Source organism: Ruegeria sp. CH10 (genome assembly GCF_056537125.1).
In genome coordinates this window covers 510,415-533,555 of the sequence record NZ_JBQFQY010000002.1, presented here as the reverse complement: position 1 = coordinate 533,555, position 23,141 = coordinate 510,415, and the positions used below count along the sequence as shown (strand labels likewise).

Below are 23,141 nucleotides of genomic sequence, written 5' to 3'. Positions count from 1 at the left end.
CCATGTGTCAGGTCGGGCTTTGCCCGGCCTGATGTCGTTTCTGAGGGTCGGTTCAGTGATTGACCACGCGCATTGCGACGCGGTCATGGGCACGTTTGAATCGCGCGGTCAGCCAGAACATCACGGCCGAGAAGGCCAGCGCCCCGAACGCGATTGCCCAGCCGAGCGCGACCATGCCGGTGCCGGGCCAGAAAATCAGCGCCAGACCGATCACCAGCGCCACAATGCCCGAATTGCGGACCGAGCCCGCGTCGGGATGCTGACCCGACATTTGCCGCCAGGCCATCAACGACCCGACGCCCATGATCAGCGCCCACGCGCCCAACAGGAAAAAGGTCAGCCGCGCAACACCTTCGGGCCAGATCAGTAGCACCAATCCGATCAGCAATGCGCCGATCCCGACGCCTCCGATCAGGCCGCGCCGGCCAAAGCCCAGCAGGGTCAGGCCACCGTCCAAAACCAGCATAAACCCCAATAGGCGCAGCAAGAGCGAGATGCTGCCCGTCGGCCAGAACAGCGCGGCAATGCCAAGCGCCCCGGCAAACAACCCGCGCAACAGGAATGTCCACCACAGCCCCGCAAGCTGGTCGCCCAATGCGTCGCGGGCGTCCTGGCTGTCGCTTTCAAGGATTTCTTCGCGTGGGGGTTGAGGGTCTGTCATCGTGCTATTCCGGTTGGTTAGGCCTTTACTATAAACAGCAAAACCCGATCCTGTCTGCCGGAATTGCGGTCAGCGTTGGTCCAGCAGGCGGTCGACCCAATTCGGGACAGTTTCCGAGGCCGGGCCCAGTATGACCTCGTCAAACTGCGATGCGCCCTGCGACGGCTCAAGGTTCAACTCGACGGTCTGCGCGCCCGAGGCTTTGGCCTCGTGCACGAAGGCGGCGGCGGGATAGACCTGTCCTGATGTGCCGATGGCGGCAAACAAGGTGGCGCTGGTCAGGTGGTCGTAAATCGTGTCCATGTGATAGGGCACTTCGCCGAACCATACGATGTCTGCACGCGCAGCCGGGGCGTTGCAGGCGGGGCAGGTATCGCCCACAGCCATCTCGGCCGGGGCGGGCCAACGGTGGCTGCATGCGGCGCATAGCGCGCCTGCCAGAGTGCCGTGCATGTGCAGCACATCCGATGCGCCGCCCGCTTCGTGCAGGCTGTCGACGTTCTGAGTGATGATGACGACCTCACCATCCAATTCCCGCTGCATCCGGGCCAGCGCCCTATGTGCCGCGTTGGGCGCGGCCTCTGCCGCCTTTGCCCGGCGCATATTGTAGAACCGGTGGACCAAAGCGGGATCGCGGGCAAAGGCTTCGGGGCTGGCGACGTCCTGAACCCGGTACCCCTCCCACAGCCCGCCTGCGCCGCGGAACGTGCCCAGCCCGCTTTCGGCGGAAATTCCGGCTCCTGTCAAAATGACGACCTTTTCCATCTGTGCCCCACACGTTACATCTTGGCCCATGACACACCGTATCCTCTTTGTCTGTTTGGGCAATATCTGCCGTTCCCCGGCTGCCGAGGGCGCCTTTCGCGCCCGTGCACCACATCACAGCACGGATAGCGCTGGCACGTCGGGCTGGCATATCGGCAATCCGCCCTACGGCCCGATGCAGGCCGCAGCGCGGGCGCGCGACATCGATCTGAGCGATCTGCGGGCCCGGCAATTCGTGGCCGAGGATTTTGACCGGTTCGATCTGATCATAGGGATGGATGCGGACAATATCCGAAACATCGAACAGCTTCGGCCCGCCGGGAACCAGACGCCGGTTCATTTACTGACGGAATTCGCGCCCGATCTCGGGGCTGACCATGTCCCTGATCCTTATTACACTAGGGATTTCGACGGGGCACTGAATTTGATTGAGGCGGCTGTCGCGGGCCTTGACGCACATCTGGCGGGTTAACCCATCACCTTGAGCCGATCCGTCAGCCAGGGCAGTTGCGCCAGCGCGGGATCGACAATCTGGTTGCGCATCAGTCGGCGCATCATATCAGCAACCTCTTGCGGCACGTGATCGGACCAGTCGGTCCGGGTGAACAGCGAGATTGTCCGCGAGAAATCCCCAAACGGGGCCGGGTGCGCCTCAATCCCTTCGTGAAAGCGGGCGGCCCGCATATATCCAAGCGGAGTGGTGATCGCCCAGCCAAGCCCACGCGCCACCATGGCCATCAGGGCAAGGTGCGAGCCGATCTCGAACCGTTCTTCGTAGTCCAGCCGCTGCCGCGCCAGATGGGCCTCGATCTGGCGACTGATCAGCTGTTCGCGGGCATAGCGCAGGAAGGGCAGGTCCTGAACGGCATTGCTTGCGCCCTTGGGCGTGACCAGAATGAAAGGGTCTTGTACCAGCGGATACTCAACCACGCCTTCCAGCACCTCGCCGGAGTGGGCCGAGACCATCAGGTGCAGGCGCTGGGCCTCAAGTTCCTGAAACAGATCAAGGCTGGGCAGGGTGATCAGCTTGAATTTCGACCGGGTCAGGCTGTCGGCTAGCAGGGTCGCCAACCGAGGGGTCAGGTCATTGTCGAAATCGTCGATCAACCCGATGGAGAGGGTGTTCAGATGCCCCAGATCCATCACCGTCAGTTCGCTTTGGGCCATCTGCAGCTCGGCCAGAACGGCTTCGGTTCGGGCCAGAAAGCTGCGCCCGGCTTGCGTTAGCCGCATGGGTCGCCGCCCGTGATCGACCAGATCGGTGCCAAGGGCGTTTTCCAGATTGCGCAATTGCTGACTGACCGAAGGCTGGCTGAGCCCTGTAATCTCGGCCGCCTGCGCCACCGATCCGGTGCGCGCCAGTGCCTCGAAAACCTCAAGGCCCCGCAGAGTCAGCCCTTTCATCACCATCGCACATCCCTTTCGCTGCGCCTTTTCTGGGGCGCAGGGCGGGTCAGGTCAAGGATTGACAGGGGGTTAGCTGCAGATCGCCTGTGCCATCTGGCCAAAGTTCCGATAGCGATCCCACAGCGCATCATCGCGCGCCGTGCGCGACATCTTGAGTTCCTGCGCCTGATGTGGGTCCGCGAACCATTTGGCGACGGTCTTCTGATCGCTGCGCGTCAGGGCCTGATCAGCTACGTGCTGAATGCAACTGCACCGATCCCGCGTTGCCGCGGACCGGTCCGACGCCAGACACGCCCGCTTGATTTGCGCGGCCTCGACAGCCAGCGGGGTGGTCGCCACAGAGGCGGCGCAAAATGCGATTAAGAGGAACTGTTTCATGCTCATTGCCTCGTTTTGCCTGCCCGGAGGAGTCTAACGCCCCTCTCGGTCTTTGGCAGAGTATGAATCAATCTGGAATCGGGATCAATCATGCGTTGCGAAAAAGTGATTGCGCACAGTCGCGGTTTCTGTCCAAACTTTGCTCTCCCATCGGTAATGGTGCCAAGATGCTGAAAAAATACGGACGCACGTTTCACCTGCCGCAATCACCGGGTGCCACGAGTGACGACAAGATCATGTCCGACACAGCCGATTTGGTATCGGCTGTCGAGGTGGTCTTTACCGAAAAGATGGACGGTGAGAATACAACGATTCACAGCCAAGGGTGTCATCCCCGCAGCATTGATGCGCGGTATCATCCATCAAGGGATTGGGTGAAGGCGTTCGCCGCAGGAATTGCACCACAGCTTGCCGAGGATGAGCGTATTGTCGGCGAATATCTGTTTGCCCGCCATTCCATCGCCTATTCAACGCTGCCCACTTATTTTCTTGGTTTTGCCTGGGTTAAAGGGGATGTTGTTCAGCCTTGGGAAGCAACGCTTTCCCGCTTTGCTGAGCTTGGGGTCCAACCTGTTCCCGAATTACATCGTGGAAAATTCACGCCGGAAACCGTTGATGATGTGATCAAAGGTTTGGATTTGGACAGGCAAGAAGGGTTTGTCGTTCGTACAATCGCGGCTTTCAAGGAAGAAGACATGCCCACGCATCTCGCGAAATACGTTCGCGAAGGGCATGTCCAAAGTGAGACGCATTGGATGAATGCGGAGCTGGTCAAAAACGGGCTGGCCTGACGACACGTGGACCCGACAAACAAAGGGTTTGACGGGATGCGGTCCGACCTTGACCAGCGCCCGTTTTCGAACCATATCCCGTCGCTATGACAGACCTCGCTCATATCCGCAATTTCTCCATCGTCGCGCATATCGACCATGGCAAATCCACCCTTGCTGACCGGCTCATCCAAGAGACCGGAACGGTCAAGGATCGCGACATGAAGGAACAGCTGCTCGACAGCATGGATATCGAGCGCGAGCGTGGCATCACCATCAAAGCCAACACGGTTCGCATCGACTATACCGCCGACAATGGCGAGGCATATGTGCTGAACCTGATCGACACCCCCGGCCACGTGGATTTCGCCTATGAGGTCAGCCGGTCGATGCGCGCGGTCGAGGGCTCGCTGCTGGTTGTGGACTCGACCCAGGGGGTCGAGGCGCAGACGCTGGCGAATGTGTATCAGGCTATTGATGCCGATCATGAGATCGTGCCGGTGCTGAACAAGATCGACCTGCCTGCCTCCGACTGTGACCGCGTGGCTGAACAGATCGAGGATGTGATCGGCATTGACGCGACCGACGCCATTCAGGTCAGCGCCAAGACGGGGCAGGGCATCCATGAGACGCTTGAGGCCATCGTCACCCATCTGCCCGCGCCGCAGGGTACTCTGGACGCGCCGCTCAAGGCGATGCTGGTGGATTCGTGGTACGACGCCTATCTGGGCGTCATCGTTCTGGTCCGGATCATGGACGGCACGCTGAAAAAGGGGATGCGGGTCAAGTTTATGTCGAACGGCACCCTTCACCACGTCGACCGCGTCGGTGTCTTCCGGCCCGAGATGGAGATGGTCGACAGCCTCGGCCCCGGTGAGATCGGGTTCCTTACGGCGTCCATCAAACAGGTCCGCGACACCCGCGTGGGTGACACGATCACCAATGATCGCAACGGGACCGAGGACGCGCTGGACGGGTTCAAACCCGCGCAGCCGGTGGTGTTCTGTGGCCTCTTCCCCGTCGACAGTTCCGAATTCGAAGACCTGCGCGATGCGATCGACAAACTGGCGCTGAACGACGCCTCGTTCAGCTTTGAGATGGAAACCTCGGCCGCGCTGGGCTTTGGCTTCCGCTGCGGCTTCCTCGGGTTGTTGCACCTAGAGGTCATCCGCGACCGCATCGAACGCGAATATGATATCGAGCTCATCACCACCGCACCGTCGGTGATCTATCACGTCTACATGAAAGACGGCGAGATGATCGAGCTGCACAACCCCGCCGACATGCCCGACCCGTCGAAGGTTGACCATATCGAGGAACCGCGCATCAAGGCGACCATCCTTGTGCCCGACGAATACCTGGGCGACGTGCTGAAACTCTGTCAGGACCGCCGTGGTATCCAACTGGACCTGACCTATGCGGGCTCCCGCGCGATGGTCGTCTATGACCTGCCGCTGAACGAGGTTGTCTTTGACTTCTACGACCGCCTGAAATCGGTGACAAAGGGCTATGCGTCCTTCGACTATCAGATGACCGGTTATACCGAGGATAATCTGGTCAAGATGTCGGTGCTGGTGAATGACGAGCCGGTGGATGCGCTGTCGACCATGGTTCACCGCGACCGGGCCGAGATGCGGGGCCGGGCGATGTGCGAAAAGCTCAAAGACCTGATCCCGCGCCACATGTTCAAAATCCCGATCCAGGCCGCCATCGGAGGCAAGGTCATCGCCCGCGAGACCCTCTCGGCGCTGCGCAAGGACGTGACCGCGAAGTGCTATGGCGGGGATGCGACGCGGAAACGCAAACTGCTGGACAAGCAGAAGGCGGGTAAGAAAAAGATGCGCCAGTTCGGGAAGGTAGATATCCCGCAGGAGGCGTTTATTTCAGCGTTGAAAATGGACAGTTAGGGCTGTCCGACCGCGTGATTGTTCAGAGGTCAAACAGGTCTTTTTGAATTGGTTCCTTAACTGGAAACACTCCAAGAAGTTGCCACGTTTGGGGGCGTCTCTTCATGTTCCCAAGCGCCAACACCAATCCGGTGCCGACATATTCTTCGCAATAGGTTCGTTGTAGATGCTGGAGAACTTCGAGTTCAGAGTAAGAGTGGCGAAGGCTAAAATACGCGGCTGATGTCTCCCAATCTGCACAGGTCTTGGTATGTTCACCATCGGCATCTTTGTACCGAAGCTTAAACTTGAAAGGGCAAGGTTCGTAGGACGCAAGCTCTTCTTCTAAAAGCGATAGCTGCTTAGCTTGATCTGCAAACTTCTGCCGGTCAGCTTCAATTTCAGATTTGGATAGGCGCTCCCAAGATAGCGAAACATCGGTTGGCCGAACGAGAGCTAACGAATGGCCGCGCTCAATCGCCGACTTTTCCGAAGGCTGAATAGCTCTTTCAATGAGACTAGATTTTTCTTCTGATCGTTTGCACTTGCCTACAATTTTAATGCTTTCTTCGTGCACCCTGCAACTCTCGGTCCGATTGTCATCTCTTGGAGGGCTATAGGTAAAATCCACGATGTCCCACCGCGAAAAAGCTTGACTGCCAGCTAGGCGCCTAAAGCGAATGGGAAAAAGTCTCTTCCAAGTCCCATCTTCGCGCAAACCCGCACAGCAAACTGTTTCTGAGTGTTTCTTACTCGGCTGCGGCGAGGCTTTGACGAGGATGGTAACGCGGGATTTGAATTCCATCTTGTTGATACTGCTCTGGTTTGTCTGCGACTAAATTAAATATTTCAAAGTTTTCACATGCAGCCGCATCCGCAATGTAGGAGCGATGGCAATGGGTTGCGCATCTTTCAAAGCACATCATGCAAGTTTTTTCGTCGGCAGCAATCATGAGAAGCTCACTGAATGCATCTTGCGCATTTTGAGTTTCAAAATGGTTAAGAAAAATGGATTCAAATTTAGTAAAGTTACCGGATTTGGCTGCCTCGCGACCTTCCTTGGGGTCTCCCAATGCTCTGAAGTGTATGTATTTAATGCCTACTTCACCCAAACGTTCTGCAAGCTTGTTCTTCGAAAGCCCTTTTTTTCTCGAAATCGGCAACTCACGAACGTCTGCCAGCACCTTGATCTGCAATGCGACAAGCGTTTCGATAAGGTTCTCGACTGAGGAACCTTCATATCCGATGGTATATAGTTCCTTCATTGTGCCCTCACATTTTTCTGTTTGCAGAACGATAAACGAAATTGTGCCAATAGTAGGTTTTTCTTTGCTTGAAAACACAGAGTGATGCGCGGTTGCAATTTGCTTTGCGCGGAACGCACCCGCTCGGCGGCACCGCCGGGCCGCGTCATCCTGACAGCATGCCTCCGGCAAAACGGGCGGCGCGTTTGCGCCCCGGGGCTCCGCCCGTTCGGCCCTGAAACGGTCCACTGGACCGGTTCCGAGACGGGCCTCACCCCCTCGGTTCCCTGCTGCCCAAACATCTGCTGATCAACCGAAAAACCTCATACATCACCGCAGGTTCTGACCCAGATCAAGGACCGCCCGTGGCCTCCGATCTAACCTCGGCCCAAACACACAGGTAACACCGAGGTCCCCATGTCGCCGCTTACATTGATCCTTCACATCTTCCTTGGCTCCACCCTTGCCGGGTCCGCCGTGATTGCGGTTCTGGTCATGGGCTATGCGTCGTGGACGGCCCTGCTGATCGCGGCGGTTGTCGGGTTTGTAGCGGCCTTCCCGGTCTCATATCTGGTGGCGCGCAAGCTGGAAAGCTGAGCGGTGGCCGCGTCTGCGGGGCTACATTAACGCTTCATGAAGCTTCCTTTAGGTAAGTTGTAACCGGTCCTCTCCCTCCCAATCTGTTGAACAAGGCCAATGACGGCCTCAACCTCAGGGAGGAGAGACCATGACCAGATTTATGACTGCCGGAGCAGCCGCTCTGGCCACGAGCCTCACCCTTGCCACCTCGGCCATGGCCGACACACCGGACCTGCGCGGGACGTGGGTGGGCAGCTACACCACAGTGGGTCCGAACCGGACCACCACCGGTGACGCGCCGCGCTTTAACAGCGCCGAGTGGGTGCTGGATATCCAGAAACAGAAGGACAATGTGTTCTGGGGCCCCAGCAAGTGGCGCTCGAACGTCGCCCAAAGCTGGCGGGTTTTGGATGCGACCGGCACCATCAGTCTGGATGACCCGAACCGGATCAGCATGGTCGAAAGCTCGGCCAATCCCGAGATCGGGGTGAATGCTCTGATCGATGCCCGGTATGAAGACGGCAAAATCTATGCGGATTTCCGTAGCCTGCGTCGTGGAACGACCTACAGCACCGTTCTGGAACGTCAGGTGAACTGAAGCGTCTTCGGCCCGGTCGGTCTGTAGGGGGTACTGGCTGCGATGTTATGCAGCCGATAGTAGGTAATCCCGGCCGGGTCGAAGCGCTTCTCAGGAAATGGAATCAGGGTCGGGCGATCCAAGCGCCCGATGCGACAGGGTCCGGTTGTTTGCAGGCCGGATCGCAGCGATCCAGTTGGACCTCGTGACCCTTCAGCGCGATGTCGTACCGGTTCTGCCGGACCTGGTTCCGTTTCTGCCCCGTGCGGGGGTAATCGAATCGCGTATTTTGGTAATCAGTTGGGTCGCAGGGGGCTGGATACAGACCTTGTTGCGGTTATGCGGCCCGGATTTTGGCCTTGGGGATCTGATCTGACGTGGGCCAAAAAAAGGGGGTCTTGCCTGCGAGCAAAACCCCCTTTGTCACATCAATGATGCGCGGGCGCGAGCCGCGGCGTTACAGTTGTTCCTGAACGTCGGTCGCTGCGCCCTGAATGGCGTCACCAGCTTTTTCGATGTCTTTGCCGGCGCCCTTTGCGGTTTCGCAGGCGGTCAGGGTGAACAGGGCAAGCCCAATCAGAATTGCACGGATCATTGGTGTCTCCATCAGTGTTGGTCACCTGATGCCTAGCAGTTTTCCAATAGCGAAACCAGTACCCTAAGGGTTGTTTGGGCGCGGTGTGGTTCCGACCGGTTCAGCGGGCCATTCTGACGGGGTGCAAGAGCCTGTACCGTCAGGTTTTCTGGTCACCGCAGAACATGTCATGGACCAGTTCCAGCATCCGGCGCGGGCGATCATCGGCCAGACGGTAGTAGATCGCCTTGCCCTCGCGGCGGGGCAGGACCAGACCCTCAAGACGCAGCCGCGACAATTGCTGCGAGACAGCGGCCTGACGGGCAGAGAGCAGTTCCTCCAACTCGGTGACAGATTTTTCGCCGGATACCAGATGGCACAGGATCATCAGCCGACCCTCATGACTGATGGCCTTCAGAAAGTTGGATGCGCGGGCCGCGTGTTCGACCATGTCGTCGAAGGTTTCCGGGGCCGCATCTTGCGAGAGCTGGTGTAGCGCCATTGGTTCTTCCTCGTCTGCCCGGGAACCGGGGTCATGTCGTTCTAGCAGGTCTTTTGATGTAGGGACCTTGGGTACATATCTTGAGCATGTATTTCCATATGCACGGATCAAAATGGCGTGATGTGAAGCGTGAGCAGGGTGCATGTCACGTGGTTTGAAAACTCGGGCTGCGTCCGTGAAACCGCGCCACACAGTACGAAGTCACCGGCCCCCCTTGCAGCCCCCCTGTGGCGACACTAAGACTCGGGTAACGTTTATTCGGGTATTGTCCCGATCCATAGCAAAGCAGGCAGGTTCAAAAATGTTCGATCCAGTTGATACCTATATGAATACGCTCGTCCCGATGGTGGTCGAACAGACCAGCCGGGGCGAACGCGCCTACGATATTTTCTCGCGCCTGTTGAAAGAGCGGATCATCTTCATCAATGGTCCGATCCACGACGGGATGAGCCATCTGGTCGTGGCCCAGCTGCTGCATCTTGAGGCGGAAAACCCCAGCAAAGAGATTTCGATCTACATCAACTCGCCCGGTGGTGTGGTGACCAGCGGTTTGTCGATTTACGACACAATGCAGTATATCAAGCCGAAATGTTCCACATTGGTGATCGGTCAGGCGGCCTCGATGGGGTCGGTTTTGCTGGCCGGTGGTGAGAAAGGGATGCGCTTTTCGCTGCCCAACAGCCGTATCATGGTGCACCAGCCCAGCGGCGGCTATCAGGGTCAGGCCAGCGACATCATGATTCACGCGGCCGAGACGCAGAAACTGAAAGATCGCTTGTATGACATCTATGTACGCCATACCGGCCAGACCAAAAAGGCCGTGGAAAAAGCGCTGGATCGCGACAATTTCATGAGCCCGGAGGAGGCCAAGGATTGGGGGCATATCGACGAAATCGTTGAAAACCGCGCAAAAATGGACGGCGAAGACGCCTGATTGTAGCTTCCTGCGCCACCGGCGCAGGGCGCATTTTGAGATTGTAGCCGCCCCGGTGCTAGCCTAAGCTGCACCAACAGACGGCAAAGGTGGCCCCGGCGTGGGCCGCCAGAGACGAAGCCCGAAAGGTAGAACATGGCGACGAATTCAGGCGGTGACGGCAAGAACACGCTCTACTGCAGTTTCTGCGGCAAGAGCCAGCATGAGGTGCGCAAGCTGATTGCTGGGCCGACCGTGTTCATCTGCGACGAATGCGTCGAACTGTGTATGGACATCATCCGCGAAGAGACGAAGGCCAGCGGCCTGAAATCCTCGGACGGGGTGCCGACACCGAAAGACATTTGTGAGGTGCTGGACGATTATGTGATCGGTCAGGCCACCGCCAAGCGGGTTCTGTCGGTTGCTGTTCACAACCATTACAAGCGTCTGAACCACGCCCAGAAGGCCGGCAGCGATATTGAGCTGGCAAAGTCCAACATCCTGCTGATCGGCCCGACGGGCTGCGGCAAGACCCTGCTGGCGCAGACGCTGGCGCGGATTCTGGATGTGCCGTTCACCATGGCCGATGCAACCACGCTGACCGAAGCGGGCTATGTGGGTGAGGATGTCGAGAATATCATCCTGAAACTGTTGCAGGCGTCGGAATACAACGTTGAACGCGCGCAGCGCGGCATCGTCTATATCGACGAGGTCGACAAGATCACGCGCAAGTCCGAAAACCCCTCGATCACGCGCGACGTGTCGGGTGAGGGCGTGCAGCAGGCGCTGCTGAAGCTAATGGAAGGCACTGTGGCCAGTGTTCCGCCGCAGGGTGGGCGCAAACATCCGCAACAGGAATTCCTGCAGGTGGATACCACGAATATCCTGTTCATCTGCGGCGGTGCGTTTGCTGGTCTGGACAAGATCATCGCGCAGCGCGGCAAGGGCTCGGCCATGGGCTTTGGAGCCGATGTGCGCGACAATGACGAACGCGGAGTGGGTGAGATTTTCAAGGATCTGGAACCCGAAGACCTGCTGAAATTCGGCCTGATCCCGGAATTCGTCGGTCGTCTGCCGGTTCTGGCTACGCTGGAAGATCTGGATGAGGATGCTCTGGTCACCATCCTGACCAAGCCCAAAAACGCTCTGGTCAAGCAATACCAGCGCCTGTTCGAGTTGGAAGATGCTGAGCTGGCCTTTACCGATGACGCGCTGAAAGCGATTGCCAACAAGGCCATCGAACGCAAGACCGGCGCGCGCGGGCTGCGCTCGATCCTTGAGGACATCCTGCTGGATACGATGTTCGAGCTGCCAGGCATGAAAAACGTAACCGAGGTTGTGGTCAACGAAGAGGCGGTTTCATCCGACAAGCAGCCCTTGATCATATACGCGGATGCGGCGGAATCGGCCTCGGCCGGGTAAGATAAAATCACGTTTGCAGAGCGGCGCGGTTCATACCGCGCCGTTTTTCTATGGAGGGTGGCATGAAAATCAGACGCATTTCCTCAGGTGGCGAGTATGAAGCCAAGGTCGGTTACTGCCGTGCGGTGGTGGCCAACGGGTTTGTTTTTGTCGCGGGTACCTGCGCGCAAGGCGACAACATACCCGAGGATATCGTCGGTCAGTGCAAATCGGCCCTTGATGCAATCGGGCGCGCGCTTGCAGAGGCCGGGACGGGATTCGAAAACGTGGTCCGTGTAAACTACTACCTCCCGGATATGACTGAATTCGAGCTGTGTTGGCCGCTGCTGAAGGATGCGTTCGGGGCAAACCCTCCGGCGGCCACGGTTATCGAGTGCAATTTGATAACGCCGCAAGACCGGATCGAGATCGAAGTAACAGCTTATTTGCCGGAAAAGCAGGTGTGACCGTAGGGGTACTGGACCTCGGCATGGCTTTGGTCCATATCTGCAGGAACAGCAATGCCGGAGGCAGCCGATGGGTATCCTGAACAATCTATTGCGGGCCGTTACCTGGTGGAACGGGGCCACCCTGAACACGCAGATTTTCACTGCGCGCAAGGGGGTCAAGGTCGGTGAAGACAACGAAGGCAACGTGTTCTACCGCACGGCAGATGACAGCAAGCGCTGGGTGATCTTCAACGGTGAGGCCGAAGCCAGCCGCATTGATCCCGATTGGCATGGCTGGTTGCACCGCACCTGGGATGAGCCGCCAACCGAAAAGCCTTTGGCGCATAAATCCTGGGAAAAACCGCATCAGGAAAACCTGACCGGCACTGCACTGGCCTATGCGCCTGCGGGGTCTCTTCGCCGCGCCGACCCGATCGAGCGCACCGACTACGAGGCCTGGAGCCCGGAATAAACGAGGCAATCTATGTCGAGCTACAACGTTACCGAAGTTTTTGTCGGTGGTGCCGTATTGGCCTGTGCCGTGGCTTTTGGCGTTTATGCCAGCCAGTCCACTGGCCTGTCGCAAAGCAGCGCGGGCTATCCGCTGGGCGCGTCGTTTCGATCGCTTGAAGGGGTTGGTGTCGGCACAGATGTGCGATTGGCCGGTGTCAAAATTGGCACTGTGACCGGTGTGACGCTCAACCCCGAGACCTATCGCGCGGACACGACCTTTACCATCCGCGACGGCATTCTGGTGCCCGATGACAGTGCCATTGTGATCTCGTCCGAGGGTTTGCTGGGCGGTAATTTCGTCGAGGTCATGCCGGGTGGTTCGCCCTTTTTCTTTGAACCGGGCGATCAGGTCGAGGACACGCAAGGCGCGGTCAGCCTGATTTCGCTGCTGGTGAAATTTGTGGCCGGGGATGGCGGCGAATGAAGCATCTGGCGCTGATTGCAACCTTGCTGGCGGCCACCGGGGCGGTGGCGCAGCAAAAGGTCGAGTCCGGCCCCGGAGCGATACTGCGCGGGTTGGACAAGGTCAGCGGTCAGACCATCGACGTGGAAATGCGCAATACCGAGAGCGCCGAAATTTTTGGTCTGGACGTGGCCCTGGGCGATTGCCGCTATCCGGCCGAGAACCCAACCGGCGATGCGTTTGCCTATTTGACGATCTGGGAAACCGGTAAGCCGGATGAGCTGTTTGACGGCTGGATGATTGCCACGTCGCCTGCGCTGAATGCGCTGGATCACGCGCGTTATGACGTCTGGGTGATCCGCTGTATGACGCCTTCGGGGGATTGAGCCAGCGGCGTGGTGAAGTCTGCGCTGCCTTTTAGGGCGCCCTCTAATTCCTTCTGGTATGTCGCGCGGGGTATCTCAATCGCCCCAAGGGATGCTAGATGCGTGGTCAGGAATTGCGTGTCGAACAGTTGGAACCCAGTTTGCCGAAGTCGATCCACCAGATAGGCGAGCGCGATTTTTGACGCGTCCCGCTGACGCGAGAACATGCTCTCGCCAAAAAACGCAGCCCCCAGTGTCACGCCGTACACTCCACCCACCAGATGGCCGCCGTCGCGGATTTCCAGTGAATGGGCGTGGCCTGCGTGATGGATCGTCAGGTACAGCTCGCGCAATTCTTCGTTGATCCAGGTGTCCGCGCGATCTGCGCACCCATCAACGACACCTGCAAAGTCCTGATTGATCGTGACTGAAAATCCGCAATTGCGCATGCGCCGGGCAAGACTGCGCGAAATGTGAAACCCGTCCAGCGGAAAGACACCCCTGCGTTTGGGGTCGACCCAGAACAGCTCGTCCGCGTTGCGGTGTTCGGCCATCGGGAAGATGCCGATGGAATAGCCGTGCAGTAAGAGGTCCGGGGAAAGGCTCATGCAGAATACTCAAAGGGCGAAGGATGGTTGTCCTTCGCCCCTGAAATGTCAGTCGGCCATGTTCTGGGCCAGCCAGTGTTCCAGCCAGTGGATGTTATAGTCGCCACTATGCAGATCCGGTTCCTGCAACAGCGCATGGAACAGGGGAACCGTGGTGTCGATGCCGTCGACAATCAACTCGCCCAAGGCGCGCTGCAAACGCGCCAGCGCCTCTGGTCGATCACGGCCCTGCACAATCAGCTTGGCAATCAGCGAGTCGTAGTAGGGCGGGATCGAATACCCGTCATACAGCGCCGAATCCATCCGCACGCCCAGACCGCCGGGCGCGTGATACGCGGTGATCTTGCCGGGGCAGGGCGAGAAGTTGGGCAGTTTTTCCGCGTTGATCCGAACCTCGATGGCGTGGCCGTTGATTTCCAGATCATCCTGACCGAACGACATGTCCTCACCGGCGGCGACGCGGATTTGTTCGCGCACCAGATCGACGCCAAAGATACCCTCGGTCACCGGGTGTTCCACCTGCAGGCGGGTGTTCATTTCAATGAAATAAAACTCGCCGTTTTCATACAGGAACTCGATGGTGCCCGCGCCGATATAGTTGATCTTGGCCACGGCATCGGCGCAGACCTTACCGATTTTTGCGCGTTCTTCAGGGGTGATGCAGGGACCTGGGGCCTCTTCGAACACCTTCTGATGGCGGCGCTGCAAGGAACAGTCGCGTTCACCCAGATGGACCGCCTTGCCTTTGCCGTCGCCAAAGACCTGAATCTCGATATGGCGGGGCGTGGTGAGGTATTTCTCGATATAGACCTCGTCATTGCCGAAGGCGGCCTTGCCCTCGGCCCGCGCGGTCATGAAGGCGCTTTCCATCTCATCGGCATTCATCGCGACTTTCATGCCGCGCCCGCCGCCACCGGCGGTGGCCTTGATGATGACGGGATAGCCGAATTCCTCACCAATGCGCTTGGCATCGGCCAGCGTGGGAACACCACCGTCCGAGCCGGGAACACAGGGCACACCCAGTGCCTTCATCGTATCCTTGGCGGTGATCTTGTCGCCCATGACACGGATATGTTCGGCGGTGGGGCCGATGAAAGTGATGCCGTGATCTTCGACGATCTGCACGAATTCGGCATTCTCGGACAAAAAGCCATAGCCGGGGTGGATCGCCTGCGCGCCAGTGATCTCGCAGGCCGAGATGATGGCGGGTACGGACAGGTAGCTTTGCGGGCTGGGCGGAGGGCCAATGCACACCGATTCGTCCGCCATGCGCACATGCATCGCGTCGCTGTCGGCGGTGGAATGCACGGCAACCGTTGCAATCCCCATCTCGCGCGCGGCGCGGATGACGCGCAGGGCGATCTCGCCTCGGTTGGCAATCAGGATCTTGTCGAACATGGGCCCGCCTTACTCAACAATGACCAGAGGGGTGCCGAATTCCACAGCGTCGCCATCACCCACCAGAATACGCTTGATGGTGCCCGCTTTGGGCGCGTGGATGTGGTTCATGGTTTTCATCGCTTCTACGATCAGCAGCGTGTCGCCTTCGGACACCGATGCACCGACCGAGATGAACGCGGGCGCGCCGGGTTCGGCCTGCATATACACAGTGCCCACCATGGGTGACGTCACTGCACCGGGATGGCTGGCGGGGTCTTCCTGCGCTGCGGGGGCTTCGGCGGCGGCAGGGGCCGGTGCTGCGGCAGGGGCAGCTGCAGGTGCTGCAGCCGGGACCGCAACCTGAACCGGAGCAGCTGCGACCTGGGACATGCGGCTGACGCGTACGTTCAGGCTGTCTTCTTCGCCGTATTCGCGTTTGACCTGCAACTCGGTCAGGTCATTTTCGCGCAGCAATTCAGCCAGTGCCTTGATGAATGCCACATCCGCTTCGTGTTTGGTGTCTGTCATGAGTGTCCTCGACGGTTCCCCTATGCCCGTCTGTTTCGCGCGGGCTTTGGTTTGATTACGCAGCGTTATAAGCCATGCGCACGGTCATGAAAAGCGCAGTCTGCCCTTGTGTGACAAGGGTTTTTGCAAGTTTCCAGGCGCAAATGGAGCTAGAGCGGCATTCCCGAAAGCTTCGCCACCAGTTCGGGCAGTTTGCGGGCGCCGAATTTCTCAAGCAACCGGGCGCGATAGGCTTCGATCGTGCGATAGCTGAGGCCCAGTTCAACGCCGATTTCCTTGGCTGAAAGGCCGCGACAGGACAGGATTGCAACCTCACGCTCGCGGGCGGTTAGCTCGACCAAAGGGCGCTCTTCCGAGATGTCGGAAAAGCTCCAGATACCGTGGCGGAACGGGTCGTCGGGTGTCAGGGATCGCCCGCGCGCCCGGCACCAGAACAGGTCGCTGTTGCGCCGCCGCATGACGCGCTCGTCGGTGTAATAGCCGGTGTCGCGCATCACCTGCAGGCTGCGGGCCCCGATCCTCTCCCAATCAGCGACCGAAGGGTAAAGGTGCAGCAGTGGCATGTTGCGATAGTCTGTAACCTCGCCGCCGAAGGTGCGGGCAAATTGCAGATTGCAGCGCCGGATCACGCGGTTTTCCAGTTCTACAAGGCCGATGGGCGCATATTCGAAGGCGGGGTCGCTCATCCGTGTATCGTGACGGGAATTGAAGGAAATGAGAAGGGGGCGTGACCAGATTCAGGCGTGGATCATCTGGACAGGGTGGTTGCCGGCTTTGTTAATCATGTAAAGGGTCTTTGAAAACTGGTCTTTAACCAATAGAAATACAATGAGAGTTCTGAAAACTGATCAGGACTGAGTGGGACAAGCGCCGCAATAAAGGGGGGTGGACATGCGCGACACGCTGACGGGCAGTCGCATTCGGGAACGGCGTCAGATCGCAGGTTTGCGGCAGGCGGAACTTGCCCGCCAGGTGGGTATTTCCGCGTCCTATCTGAACCTTATCGAGCACAATCGCCGCCGGATCGGAGGCAAGCTGCTGGTCGATATCGCCACCGCTTTGTCCGTTGAACCATCGGTGCTGACGCAGGGGATCGAAGCCACCCTGATCTCTGCCCTGCGCGAAGCTGCGGCCGAGGCGGTGGGTCATGACGCGGAACTGGACAGCCTTGAGGAATTCGCGGGCCGCTTTCCCGGATGGGCCGGCGTGCTGGCGCAGATGCACCGCCGGGTCGTGTCGCTTGAGCGGACGGTGGAAACACTGTCGGACCGGCTGACCCATGATCCGCATCTGGCCGCATCGATGCATGAGGTCCTGTCGACCGCCGCAGCGATTCGTTCAACCGCCGCCATTCTGGCGGATACGCAGGATATAGAACCTGAATGGCAGGACCGCTTTCACAGCAACCTGCATCAGGATGCAGAACGGCTGGCCGAAAGCTCGAAATCATTGGTGGCTTATCTGGATGAGAGCGATTCCGACGGCGAGCATCGCGGTGTACCCATTGAAGATGTCGAAGCGTTTTTTGAGGCCAACGGTCACCATTTTCCCCAGATTGAAACAGGCGGCGCCGAGGCGGAAATCGACCTGAGCGATCTCGAAACCGCCGCGGCAAAGTCGGTAACGCGCGATTTTCTGGACATATACGCAGCGGATGCGCAGGCCATGCCAATCAAACAGGTTCAGGCCGCTTTGGCCGAAGCCCCGCTGGACCCGTTGCAGCTGGCGGCGCGGTTTACTGTGGGCGTGGAAACTGTGCTGAGGCGCCTTGCAGCGTTGCCGGACGGCTATCTTGGCCGCCCGACCGGATTGGTGGTGTGTGATGCGTCGGGCAGTATCCTATTCAGCAAATCGTTGCCGGGGTTTGCCATGCCGCGCTTTGGCGAGGCTTGCCCGCTATGGCCCATCTTTCAGGCGTTGAACCGCCCTTTGGTGCCGATCCGAAAACGGGTTGTTCAACTGGGGCGTACGGCGGCTGTTTTTGATTGTTATGCTTATGCCTGGCCGCAGCACATATCCGGATACGACGAGGGGCCGGTTTACCGCTCGGCCATGCTGGTCCGTTCCGTCGAGGACGTCGTGCAAGAAGATCAGACCGTGGCGCGGGTTGGGCCAAGCTGCCGTGTCTGCCCCAGCAGCGGCTGCGACTCTCGTCGCGAACCTTCAATTCTAAGCGAAGGTTTTTGACAGTTTCCTGACACTGCGCGTAAGCTGGCCCGGACAGGTTTTCAGATTGATAACGTGTCACGGGGAGGACAGATAATCATGAGCCGTAAGGTTCTGCTAATTGAGGATGAGCCGAATATCGCAGAGGCCATTCGCTTTGTGCTGTCGCGCGAAGGGTGGCAGGTGGAAACCCACGCCGAGGGCAGCGATGCGCTACAGGTGATCCGGGCTGCGAACCCGGACTTGGTGATTCTGGATGTCATGCTGCCAGGCAAAAGCGGGATGGAGATTTTACGCGACCTGCGAGAACTGGAAGAGCTGCAGAGCCTGCCGGTTTTGATGCTGACCGCGCGCGGTCAGTCCCGAGATCGCGAGATGGCCGAAAACGCAGGGGTCAGCCGTTTCATGACCAAACCTTTCTCAAATACCGAGATGCTGACGGCGGTGCGCGATCTGCATGCGCAGGCAACGCAGTCATGACCGCGGGCAAAGACCGACCACCTTCGGGTGCGCGCCCTTCGGTCTTTCTTGAACGGCAGAGCTATCGCAGGCGCAGATTGACGGATGCCGCGCGCCTGCTGCCCGTTCTTGGCGCAGCGTTGGTGACCGTTCCGTTGCTCTGGCCCGATGGCAGTGGCACGGCTGAGGGTGTCACCTTGTCCTCGGCGATCGTATATATCTTCACCTGCTGGATCGTTCTGATCGTGGTCAGCCTTGTTTTTGGCATCGCCGCCCGACGTCTGGGGGCCGTTGATGACACCGAAGCCGAGACGGACAGATGGCAACGCTGAACGTCCTGATTCTGGTCTGCCTTGGCTATGTTGTGCTGCTCTTTGGTGTGGCTTTTGCCGCCGACCGGCTGGCCGCCGCGGGCCGGGGTGCGTGGCTGCGGTCTCCGCTGATTTACACGCTGTCGCTGTCGATTTACTGCACCGCCTGGACGTTTTATGGCGCCGTCGGTAGCGCCGCGCGGTCAGGGTTGGAGTTTGTCACGATCTACCTGGGCCCGACACTGGTGATGATCAGTTGGTGGTGGGGCTTGCGCAAACTGGTGCGTGTCGGGCGCAGCCAGCGCGTGACCTCGATTGCTGACCTGATCTCGGCCCGGTATGGCAAGTCCAACACGCTTGCAGTTTGTGTGACGATTCTGGCCGTTCTGGGCGGCACCCCCTATATCGCGCTGCAATTGCAATCCATCACCCTGTCATTCTCGATTTTCGCTGAGGCCGACCCCTCGGGGTTGTACCGCGAAGGCTCCAGCGTGTTCTGGGTGGCGACCGGGCTTGCGGTGTTCGCCATCCTGTTCGGAACCCGAAACCTGGACGCGAATGAACGGCACCACGGCGTGGTCATGGCCATCGCCCTGGAATCGGTGGTGAAACTCTTTGCCCTTCTTGCTGTGGGCGCTTTTGTCGTTTGGGGGATTGCCGGGGGCGTGGGGCCGATGATTGAGAGGATCGACGCCTCGGAAATCAGCCACTGGAATGTGGATTCCGGGCGCTGGATGACGTTGATCTTTCTGTCAGCTGCCGCATTCGTCTGCCTGCCGCGGATGTTTCAGGTCATGGTCGTGGAAAACGCGGATGAGGGTCATTTGCGCACTGCCGCCTGGGCCTTTCCCCTCTATCTGTTGCTGATGAGCCTTTTTGTGGTTCCCATCGCTGTTGTCGGTCTGGATCTTTTGCCTCAAGGATCGAACCCGGACCTGTTCGTTCTGACGGTGCCGCTGTCGCAGGGCAATGATTGGCTGGCGATGCTGTCCTTTATCGGCGGGTTTTCTTCTGCCACATCCATGGTCATCGTAGCGGCAATGGCCCTGTCGACGATGGTTTCGAACCATGTGGTCATGCCGATCTGGCTGAGCCAGCAAGAGGGGGCAGGCTCGGTCTCGGGTGACGTCAGAAACGCGGTGTTGGTGGCGCGGCGGGTGTCGATCGCGGCCATCATGGCGCTGGGCTATTTCTACTATCGCTTGTCCGGCGGCGGCGCGGCGCTGGCGTCAATCGGGTTGATCGCATTTGCAGGGGTTTCCCAGATTCTGCCTGCACTGGTTGGGGGGCTGTTTTGGCGCGGGGCGACACGGACCGGGGCGCTGGTGGGGTTGACCGTAGGCTTCCTGCTGTGGATTTACACGTTGCTGTTGCCCGGTATGGGCGGTGCTGTGATGCCGGATGACGTCGTTCAAAATGGCCTGTTTGGATGGGGTTGGCTGCGCCCACAAGCCCTGTTTGGGATTGAGGGGATGGACCCCATCGTTCACACTGTGTTGTGGTCACTGTCGCTGAACACAATCGCGTTCTGCGTGGCCTCGATGCTCAGCTTCCCAAGCCCGCTGGAGCGTTTGCAGGGCGCGCAGTTCGTTGACGTCTTTGACCATTCGGTCGCGCTGCGGGGCTGGTCGGGTTCCGTTGCACAAAGCGAAGATCTGATGATCATGACCCAACGGATTCTGGGCACGGCCCCCGCGCAGGAATTCTTTCAAGCCGAAGCCAAGCTGCAGGGCGGGCGCACCGGTTTGCCCGAACCCACCCCTGCCTTTCTGGAACGGTTGGAGCGTGAACTCAGCGGCTCGGTCGGGGCGGCCACGGCTCATGCGATGATCGGTCAGATTGTGGGCGGATCGACCGTTTCGGTCGAGGACTTGCTTGCGGTTGCAGACGAATCCGCGCAGATGCTGGAATACTCCAGCCAGCTTGAGGCGAAATCAGGCGAGTTGACCCGGACTGCCCGCCAACTGCGTGAAGCCAACGCCAAGCTGACCCAAATCTCAGAGCAGAAGGACAGCTTCCTCAGTCAGGTCAGTCACGAACTGCGCACACCCATGACCTCGATCCGCGCGTTTTCCGAGATCATGCGCGACACGGACGGATTGAGTGCGGAAGAGCAGACGCGCTATGCCGCCATCATCCACGATGAGGCCCTGCGCCTGACCCGGTTGCTGGACGATCTGCTGGACCTGAGCGTTTTGGAAAACGGACGCGTCAGCCTGAATGTGGGTGATGACACTTTGCGGTCAGTTCTGGATCGGGCTGTCTCAAGTGCATTGGCGGGGGCAACGCGGCAGCTGACCGTCAAACGCACCAGATCGGCCGAGCGTATTGCGCTGCAAACCGATTTGGATCGGTTGGGGCAGGTTTTCATCAACCTGATCTCGAACGCGCAGAAATACTGTGATGCTGATGAGCCGGTGTTGACGATCTCAGCCCATGATGTCGGGGGGCAGGTCGTGATCGACTTTGTGGACAATGGCAGCGGTATCCCACACGAAGCCCGGTCCATGGTGTTTGAAAAATTCGCGCGTGTCGGCGTCGACAAGGCGGGTGGTGCGGGGCTGGGTCTGGCGATCTGCCGCGAGATCATGCAGCGGTTGGGTGGCGAGATTTCATACCTGCCGGGGCAGGGCGGTGCGGCCTTTCGGGTCAGGTTGCCGCTGGCCTTCCAACAGGCGGCGCAGTGAGGCGTTTGTAAAGGGGTTGGTAACCTGACCCGGGTTAGACCGGATGTCAGACACACCAACCAACAGCGGTTTTCCGGTATGACGCAACCTGTCAGCGCGGCCCTGGCGCGCAAGCTTTCAGTCGGGCAAGAGGAACAGGGCGACAAGCCCCGTTCAGTCCTGCGGGCGTTGCGCCTGGCTTTTGCGCGGGCTGCGGGGGATCGGTTGCAACTGCCGCTTGCGGTAATCGGCGCGCGGCAATCCCATCGTACACCGGAAACTCTGACCGAGCAGATCGGTGAAGATTGGCTGTTGCTGCAATTGGCGAATGACGCGGGGGTGACCGCGGCTGTTTGCATGGATATGGGTGCGGTGTCTGCGATCGTTCAGGTCCAGACCATTGGCGAGGTTCTGGCCGAAGATCCGGCGCCCCGTCCCTTTACCCACACAGACGGAGCCATGGCTGCGCCGTTGGTCGAAGACGCGCTGGGTCGCGCTGTTGGATTGGTAGAAACGCCTGCAGACCAGACCAGCCTCTCGGGTTTTGAATTCGTCGCGCGTTTCGCAGATTTGCGAACTCTGACACTGGCTATGGCTGAGGCGGTCTATCGCGTGTTTGACCTGACCATAGAACTGGGGGGCGGGTTGCGGCAGGGGCAGATATCGGTCTTTCTGCCGGATCGTGCGGATGATGTCGAAGGCGAGGCGGTGCACGAAGAGGCGGGGCCAAATCTTGAACAGGCATCAGGTGTATTGCGGGCAGAACTGAACACTGTGATTTGCCGTATGTCTCTGCCTTTGGCCACGCTTTCTCACCTGAACGCGGGCGATGTTTTGCCCCTGACCGGCGCACGGCTGGACAAGGCAGAGGTTCTGGCGATTGACCGGAGCCGCGCTGCGATTGGCCGTTTGGGGCAATGCGGCGGCATGCGCGCGGTCCGTCTGAACGAATACACAACCCCGGCGACGGTCACACAATCCGAAGCCCTGGAATTCACCGAGGCCCGTTCGACAGCGCTGTCCAGGCTGGATCCCGATCTTGCTGCAACGACCGAAATCACACAGACTCAAATCCCCTTTGGTCCATCAGCGGACAGCACAGGCGATGATCTGAATTTTGAAGACTCGGAACAGATGGTCGCAGAAATCTCGCAACTGGCGGGTCTGAGTCTTTCGGACACAAACCCGGACGATCGGTGATTGCTTAGCCAGAGTTGCCGCGGATCTGATCCAGGGCGGGGCGTAGATTTTCCAACGCGTAGCCTGCCTTGGTGGTGGCATCCAGAATGTCGTCCGTGCTCATCCGGTCGCATTGACCCAAGGCCCACACCACCGAACAGCGCGTGCCTGACGCACAATAGGCCAAAACCGGACCGTCGCAGGTTTCGGCGAGTTCGCGTTGCAGCGCAACGTTCTCGGGCGTCATGGTCTGATGCGTCAGCTCCAGCACCTCGTATTCCAGACCCGCGGCACGCACAGCCTCGCCGATGGCGTCGGATTGCAGATCGGCCGGGACTTCGACATTGGGCCGGTTGCAGATCACTTTGACAAAACCGGCCTCGGCAATGGCGGGAACATCCTCGACCGTGATTTGCGGTGAGACGGCGTAGCGGGGGGTAATCGGGCGAATCTCCAT

The 23,141-nt window shown here is 59.1% G+C and carries 30 protein-coding genes; 17 read left to right on the top strand and 13 right to left on the bottom strand.

Features of this window, described 5'->3' with window-relative positions; genetic code table 11:
* Positions 1-52 precede the first annotated feature (52 nt).
* Positions 53-661: an HdeD family acid-resistance protein gene (locus tag ACRZ94_RS09005; protein ID WP_480797168.1), complete on the bottom strand. Its 609-nt coding sequence runs from the start codon at positions 659-661 to the stop codon at positions 53-55.
* Positions 662-730: 69 nt separating this feature from the next.
* Complete coding sequence (locus ACRZ94_RS09000; RefSeq protein WP_480652896.1) at positions 731-1,426, bottom strand: NAD-dependent deacylase; 696 nt, start codon at positions 1,424-1,426, stop codon at positions 731-733.
* Positions 1,427-1,454: 28 nt separating this feature from the next.
* On the opposite strand from ACRZ94_RS09000, the gene ACRZ94_RS08995 reads away from it, so the two are divergent.
* Positions 1,455-1,898 (top strand): low molecular weight protein-tyrosine-phosphatase, encoded by a 444-nt coding sequence (locus ACRZ94_RS08995; RefSeq protein ID WP_480652445.1) that lies wholly within the window; start codon positions 1,455-1,457, stop codon positions 1,896-1,898.
* On the opposite strand, the gene ACRZ94_RS08990 is transcribed toward ACRZ94_RS08995, so the two are convergent.
* Positions 1,895-2,836 carry a LysR family transcriptional regulator gene (locus tag ACRZ94_RS08990; protein ID WP_480652443.1) on the bottom strand — a complete coding sequence of 314 codons (942 nt, stop codon included), beginning with the start codon at positions 2,834-2,836 and terminating at the stop codon, positions 1,895-1,897. The genes ACRZ94_RS08995 and ACRZ94_RS08990 overlap by 4 nt on opposite strands.
* Before the next feature lie 66 nt (positions 2,837-2,902).
* Entirely contained in the window at positions 2,903-3,211 is a 309-nt protein-coding gene (locus ACRZ94_RS08985; RefSeq protein ID WP_480652441.1) for a hypothetical protein, read from the bottom strand.
* A 62-nt stretch (positions 3,212-3,273) separates the two neighbouring features.
* Here ACRZ94_RS08985 and ACRZ94_RS08980 point away from each other — a divergent pair, with 62 nt between their 5' ends.
* Both ACRZ94_RS08980 and lepA read left to right on the top strand, forming a co-directional pair.
* Positions 3,274-4,002, top strand: coding sequence for an RNA ligase family protein (locus ACRZ94_RS08980; protein ID WP_480652439.1), 729 nt, complete (start codon positions 3,274-3,276; stop codon positions 4,000-4,002).
* An 86-nt stretch (positions 4,003-4,088) separates the two neighbouring features.
* The gene (lepA, locus tag ACRZ94_RS08975; RefSeq protein ID WP_480652437.1) at positions 4,089-5,888 is read left to right on the top strand and encodes a translation elongation factor 4; all 1,800 of its coding nucleotides are present in this window, start codon (positions 4,089-4,091) and stop codon (positions 5,886-5,888) included.
* Between the two features lie 22 nt (positions 5,889-5,910).
* Here lepA and ACRZ94_RS08970 read toward each other — a convergent pair whose 3' ends face one another.
* Complete coding sequence (locus tag ACRZ94_RS08970) at positions 5,911-6,498, bottom strand: hypothetical protein (RefSeq protein ID WP_480797167.1); 588 nt, start codon at positions 6,496-6,498, stop codon at positions 5,911-5,913.
* A gap of 118 nt (positions 6,499-6,616) precedes the next feature.
* A complete protein-coding gene (locus ACRZ94_RS08965; RefSeq protein WP_480797166.1) occupies positions 6,617-7,360 on the bottom strand; it encodes a DUF488 domain-containing protein in 744 nt (247 codons plus the stop codon).
* A gap of 168 nt (positions 7,361-7,528) precedes the next feature.
* Between ACRZ94_RS08965 and ACRZ94_RS08960 the strand changes: the two genes are divergently transcribed.
* The 3 genes from ACRZ94_RS08960 (at position 7,529) to ACRZ94_RS08950 (ending at position 8,643) form a co-directional block, all read left to right on the top strand.
* Positions 7,529-7,708, top strand: coding sequence for a CTP synthetase (locus ACRZ94_RS08960; RefSeq protein ID WP_480797165.1), 180 nt, complete (start codon positions 7,529-7,531; stop codon positions 7,706-7,708).
* 130 nt (positions 7,709-7,838) lie between these two features.
* Entirely contained in the window at positions 7,839-8,288 is a 450-nt protein-coding gene (locus tag ACRZ94_RS08955) for a hypothetical protein (protein WP_480797164.1), read from the top strand.
* Positions 8,289-8,385: 97 nt separating this feature from the next.
* Complete coding sequence (locus tag ACRZ94_RS08950; RefSeq protein ID WP_480797163.1) at positions 8,386-8,643, top strand: hypothetical protein; 258 nt, start codon at positions 8,386-8,388, stop codon at positions 8,641-8,643.
* A gap of 81 nt (positions 8,644-8,724) precedes the next feature.
* Here ACRZ94_RS08950 and ACRZ94_RS08945 read toward each other — a convergent pair whose 3' ends face one another.
* Positions 8,725-8,862 carry an entericidin A/B family lipoprotein gene (locus tag ACRZ94_RS08945; protein WP_480652427.1) on the bottom strand — a complete coding sequence of 46 codons (138 nt, stop codon included), beginning with the start codon at positions 8,860-8,862 and terminating at the stop codon, positions 8,725-8,727.
* Between the two features lie 139 nt (positions 8,863-9,001).
* The gene (locus ACRZ94_RS08940; protein WP_480652426.1) at positions 9,002-9,343 is read right to left on the bottom strand and encodes an ArsR/SmtB family transcription factor; all 342 of its coding nucleotides are present in this window, start codon (positions 9,341-9,343) and stop codon (positions 9,002-9,004) included.
* 301 nt (positions 9,344-9,644) lie between these two features.
* On the opposite strand from ACRZ94_RS08940, the gene ACRZ94_RS08935 reads away from it, so the two are divergent.
* The 6 genes from ACRZ94_RS08935 (at position 9,645) to ACRZ94_RS08910 (ending at position 13,408) form a co-directional block, all read left to right on the top strand.
* Entirely contained in the window at positions 9,645-10,277 is a 633-nt protein-coding gene (locus ACRZ94_RS08935; protein WP_480652424.1) for an ATP-dependent Clp protease proteolytic subunit, read from the top strand.
* 135 nt (positions 10,278-10,412) lie between these two features.
* A complete protein-coding gene (gene clpX / locus ACRZ94_RS08930) occupies positions 10,413-11,678 on the top strand; it encodes an ATP-dependent Clp protease ATP-binding subunit ClpX (RefSeq protein ID WP_480652422.1) in 1,266 nt (421 codons plus the stop codon).
* Between the two features lie 62 nt (positions 11,679-11,740).
* The gene (locus ACRZ94_RS08925; RefSeq protein ID WP_480652420.1) at positions 11,741-12,124 is read left to right on the top strand and encodes a Rid family hydrolase; all 384 of its coding nucleotides are present in this window, start codon (positions 11,741-11,743) and stop codon (positions 12,122-12,124) included.
* A gap of 70 nt (positions 12,125-12,194) precedes the next feature.
* On the top strand, positions 12,195-12,578 hold the full coding sequence (locus ACRZ94_RS08920) for an NADH:ubiquinone oxidoreductase subunit NDUFA12 (RefSeq protein ID WP_480652418.1): 384 nt from the start codon (positions 12,195-12,197) through the stop codon (positions 12,576-12,578).
* A 12-nt stretch (positions 12,579-12,590) separates the two neighbouring features.
* The gene (gene mlaD / locus ACRZ94_RS08915) at positions 12,591-13,043 is read left to right on the top strand and encodes an outer membrane lipid asymmetry maintenance protein MlaD (RefSeq protein ID WP_480652416.1); all 453 of its coding nucleotides are present in this window, start codon (positions 12,591-12,593) and stop codon (positions 13,041-13,043) included.
* The gene (locus tag ACRZ94_RS08910) at positions 13,040-13,408 is read left to right on the top strand and encodes a DUF2155 domain-containing protein (protein WP_480652414.1); all 369 of its coding nucleotides are present in this window, start codon (positions 13,040-13,042) and stop codon (positions 13,406-13,408) included. Before mlaD ends, ACRZ94_RS08910 begins: the two co-directional genes overlap by 4 nt.
* Here ACRZ94_RS08910 and aat read toward each other — a convergent pair.
* The 4 genes from aat to ACRZ94_RS08890 all read right to left on the bottom strand — a co-directional run bounded on the left by aat (position 13,363) and on the right by ACRZ94_RS08890 (position 16,589).
* On the bottom strand, positions 13,363-13,995 hold the full coding sequence (gene aat / locus ACRZ94_RS08905; RefSeq protein ID WP_480797162.1) for a leucyl/phenylalanyl-tRNA--protein transferase: 633 nt from the start codon (positions 13,993-13,995) through the stop codon (positions 13,363-13,365). The genes ACRZ94_RS08910 and aat overlap by 46 nt on opposite strands.
* Positions 13,996-14,043: 48 nt before the next feature.
* Positions 14,044-15,393 (bottom strand): acetyl-CoA carboxylase biotin carboxylase subunit, encoded by a 1,350-nt coding sequence (gene accC, locus ACRZ94_RS08900; RefSeq protein ID WP_480652410.1) that lies wholly within the window; start codon positions 15,391-15,393, stop codon positions 14,044-14,046.
* Between the two features lie 9 nt (positions 15,394-15,402).
* Positions 15,403-15,903 (bottom strand): acetyl-CoA carboxylase biotin carboxyl carrier protein, encoded by a 501-nt coding sequence (gene accB, locus ACRZ94_RS08895; RefSeq protein WP_480652407.1) that lies wholly within the window; start codon positions 15,901-15,903, stop codon positions 15,403-15,405.
* 149 nt (positions 15,904-16,052) lie between these two features.
* Complete coding sequence (locus ACRZ94_RS08890) at positions 16,053-16,589, bottom strand: LuxR C-terminal-related transcriptional regulator (protein ID WP_480652405.1); 537 nt, start codon at positions 16,587-16,589, stop codon at positions 16,053-16,055.
* Positions 16,590-16,794: 205 nt separating this feature from the next.
* On the opposite strand from ACRZ94_RS08890, the gene ACRZ94_RS08885 reads away from it, so the two are divergent.
* From ACRZ94_RS08885 to ACRZ94_RS08865, 5 genes are all read left to right on the top strand, one after another.
* Positions 16,795-18,090 (top strand): short-chain fatty acyl-CoA regulator family protein, encoded by a 1,296-nt coding sequence (locus tag ACRZ94_RS08885; RefSeq protein ID WP_480797161.1) that lies wholly within the window; start codon positions 16,795-16,797, stop codon positions 18,088-18,090.
* Between the two features lie 78 nt (positions 18,091-18,168).
* On the top strand, positions 18,169-18,549 hold the full coding sequence (locus ACRZ94_RS08880) for a response regulator transcription factor (RefSeq protein WP_480652401.1): 381 nt from the start codon (positions 18,169-18,171) through the stop codon (positions 18,547-18,549).
* Positions 18,546-18,860: a hypothetical protein gene (locus tag ACRZ94_RS08875; protein WP_480797160.1), complete on the top strand. Its 315-nt coding sequence runs from the start codon at positions 18,546-18,548 to the stop codon at positions 18,858-18,860. Before ACRZ94_RS08880 ends, ACRZ94_RS08875 begins: the two co-directional genes overlap by 4 nt.
* Positions 18,848-21,526 carry an ATP-binding protein gene (locus tag ACRZ94_RS08870; RefSeq protein WP_480797159.1) on the top strand — a complete coding sequence of 893 codons (2,679 nt, stop codon included), beginning with the start codon at positions 18,848-18,850 and terminating at the stop codon, positions 21,524-21,526. The genes ACRZ94_RS08875 and ACRZ94_RS08870 overlap by 13 nt, the downstream gene beginning before the upstream one ends.
* A 78-nt stretch (positions 21,527-21,604) precedes the next feature.
* Entirely contained in the window at positions 21,605-22,705 is a 1,101-nt protein-coding gene (locus ACRZ94_RS08865) for a FliM/FliN family flagellar motor C-terminal domain-containing protein (RefSeq protein WP_480797158.1), read from the top strand.
* A gap of 4 nt (positions 22,706-22,709) precedes the next feature.
* Here the strand turns inward: ACRZ94_RS08865 and ACRZ94_RS08860 are convergent, their stop codons facing one another.
* Positions 22,710-23,141, bottom strand: coding sequence for a protein tyrosine phosphatase family protein (locus ACRZ94_RS08860; RefSeq protein WP_480652394.1), 432 nt, complete (start codon positions 23,139-23,141; stop codon positions 22,710-22,712).

What these genes read in the sequence shown, in the direction of transcription:
- ACRZ94_RS08980 (WP_480652439.1), top strand. Translation starts at nt 3,274, where the DNA reads ATGAATCAATCTGGAATCGGGATCAATCATGCGTTGCGAAAAAGTGAT.
- mlaD (WP_480652416.1), top strand. Translation starts at nt 12,591, where the DNA reads ATGTCGAGCTACAACGTTACCGAAGTTTTTGTCGGTGGTGCCGTATTG.
- ACRZ94_RS08955 (WP_480797164.1), top strand. Translation starts at nt 7,839, where the DNA reads ATGACCAGATTTATGACTGCCGGAGCAGCCGCTCTGGCCACGAGCCTC.
- accC (WP_480652410.1), bottom strand. Translation starts at nt 15,393, where the DNA reads ATGTTCGACAAGATCCTGATTGCCAACCGAGGCGAGATCGCCCTGCGC.
- ACRZ94_RS08860 (WP_480652394.1), bottom strand. Translation starts at nt 23,141, where the DNA reads ATGGAGATTCGCCCGATTACCCCCCGCTACGCCGTCTCACCGCAAATC.
- ACRZ94_RS08870 (WP_480797159.1), top strand. Translation starts at nt 18,848, where the DNA reads ATGGCAACGCTGAACGTCCTGATTCTGGTCTGCCTTGGCTATGTTGTG.
- aat (WP_480797162.1), bottom strand. Translation starts at nt 13,995, where the DNA reads ATGAGCCTTTCCCCGGACCTCTTACTGCACGGCTATTCCATCGGCATC.
- ACRZ94_RS08990 (WP_480652443.1), bottom strand. Translation starts at nt 2,836, where the DNA reads ATGGTGATGAAAGGGCTGACTCTGCGGGGCCTTGAGGTTTTCGAGGCA.
- ACRZ94_RS08875 (WP_480797160.1), top strand. Translation starts at nt 18,546, where the DNA reads ATGACCGCGGGCAAAGACCGACCACCTTCGGGTGCGCGCCCTTCGGTC.
- ACRZ94_RS08935 (WP_480652424.1), top strand. Translation starts at nt 9,645, where the DNA reads ATGTTCGATCCAGTTGATACCTATATGAATACGCTCGTCCCGATGGTG.
- ACRZ94_RS08910 (WP_480652414.1), top strand. Translation starts at nt 13,040, where the DNA reads ATGAAGCATCTGGCGCTGATTGCAACCTTGCTGGCGGCCACCGGGGCG.
- clpX (WP_480652422.1), top strand. Translation starts at nt 10,413, where the DNA reads ATGGCGACGAATTCAGGCGGTGACGGCAAGAACACGCTCTACTGCAGT.
- ACRZ94_RS08985 (WP_480652441.1), bottom strand. Translation starts at nt 3,211, where the DNA reads ATGAAACAGTTCCTCTTAATCGCATTTTGCGCCGCCTCTGTGGCGACC.
- lepA (WP_480652437.1), top strand. Translation starts at nt 4,089, where the DNA reads ATGACAGACCTCGCTCATATCCGCAATTTCTCCATCGTCGCGCATATC.
- ACRZ94_RS08995 (WP_480652445.1), top strand. Translation starts at nt 1,455, where the DNA reads ATGACACACCGTATCCTCTTTGTCTGTTTGGGCAATATCTGCCGTTCC.
- ACRZ94_RS08950 (WP_480797163.1), top strand. Translation starts at nt 8,386, where the DNA reads ATGGAATCAGGGTCGGGCGATCCAAGCGCCCGATGCGACAGGGTCCGG.
- accB (WP_480652407.1), bottom strand. Translation starts at nt 15,903, where the DNA reads ATGACAGACACCAAACACGAAGCGGATGTGGCATTCATCAAGGCACTG.
- ACRZ94_RS08890 (WP_480652405.1), bottom strand. Translation starts at nt 16,589, where the DNA reads ATGAGCGACCCCGCCTTCGAATATGCGCCCATCGGCCTTGTAGAACTG.
- ACRZ94_RS08885 (WP_480797161.1), top strand. Translation starts at nt 16,795, where the DNA reads ATGCGCGACACGCTGACGGGCAGTCGCATTCGGGAACGGCGTCAGATC.
- ACRZ94_RS08920 (WP_480652418.1), top strand. Translation starts at nt 12,195, where the DNA reads ATGGGTATCCTGAACAATCTATTGCGGGCCGTTACCTGGTGGAACGGG.
- ACRZ94_RS09000 (WP_480652896.1), bottom strand. Translation starts at nt 1,426, where the DNA reads ATGGAAAAGGTCGTCATTTTGACAGGAGCCGGAATTTCCGCCGAAAGC.
- ACRZ94_RS09005 (WP_480797168.1), bottom strand. Translation starts at nt 661, where the DNA reads ATGACAGACCCTCAACCCCCACGCGAAGAAATCCTTGAAAGCGACAGC.
- ACRZ94_RS08880 (WP_480652401.1), top strand. Translation starts at nt 18,169, where the DNA reads ATGAGCCGTAAGGTTCTGCTAATTGAGGATGAGCCGAATATCGCAGAG.
- ACRZ94_RS08940 (WP_480652426.1), bottom strand. Translation starts at nt 9,343, where the DNA reads ATGGCGCTACACCAGCTCTCGCAAGATGCGGCCCCGGAAACCTTCGAC.
- ACRZ94_RS08945 (WP_480652427.1), bottom strand. Translation starts at nt 8,862, where the DNA reads ATGATCCGTGCAATTCTGATTGGGCTTGCCCTGTTCACCCTGACCGCC.
- ACRZ94_RS08925 (WP_480652420.1), top strand. Translation starts at nt 11,741, where the DNA reads ATGAAAATCAGACGCATTTCCTCAGGTGGCGAGTATGAAGCCAAGGTC.
- ACRZ94_RS08865 (WP_480797158.1), top strand. Translation starts at nt 21,605, where the DNA reads ATGACGCAACCTGTCAGCGCGGCCCTGGCGCGCAAGCTTTCAGTCGGG.
- ACRZ94_RS08960 (WP_480797165.1), top strand. Translation starts at nt 7,529, where the DNA reads ATGTCGCCGCTTACATTGATCCTTCACATCTTCCTTGGCTCCACCCTT.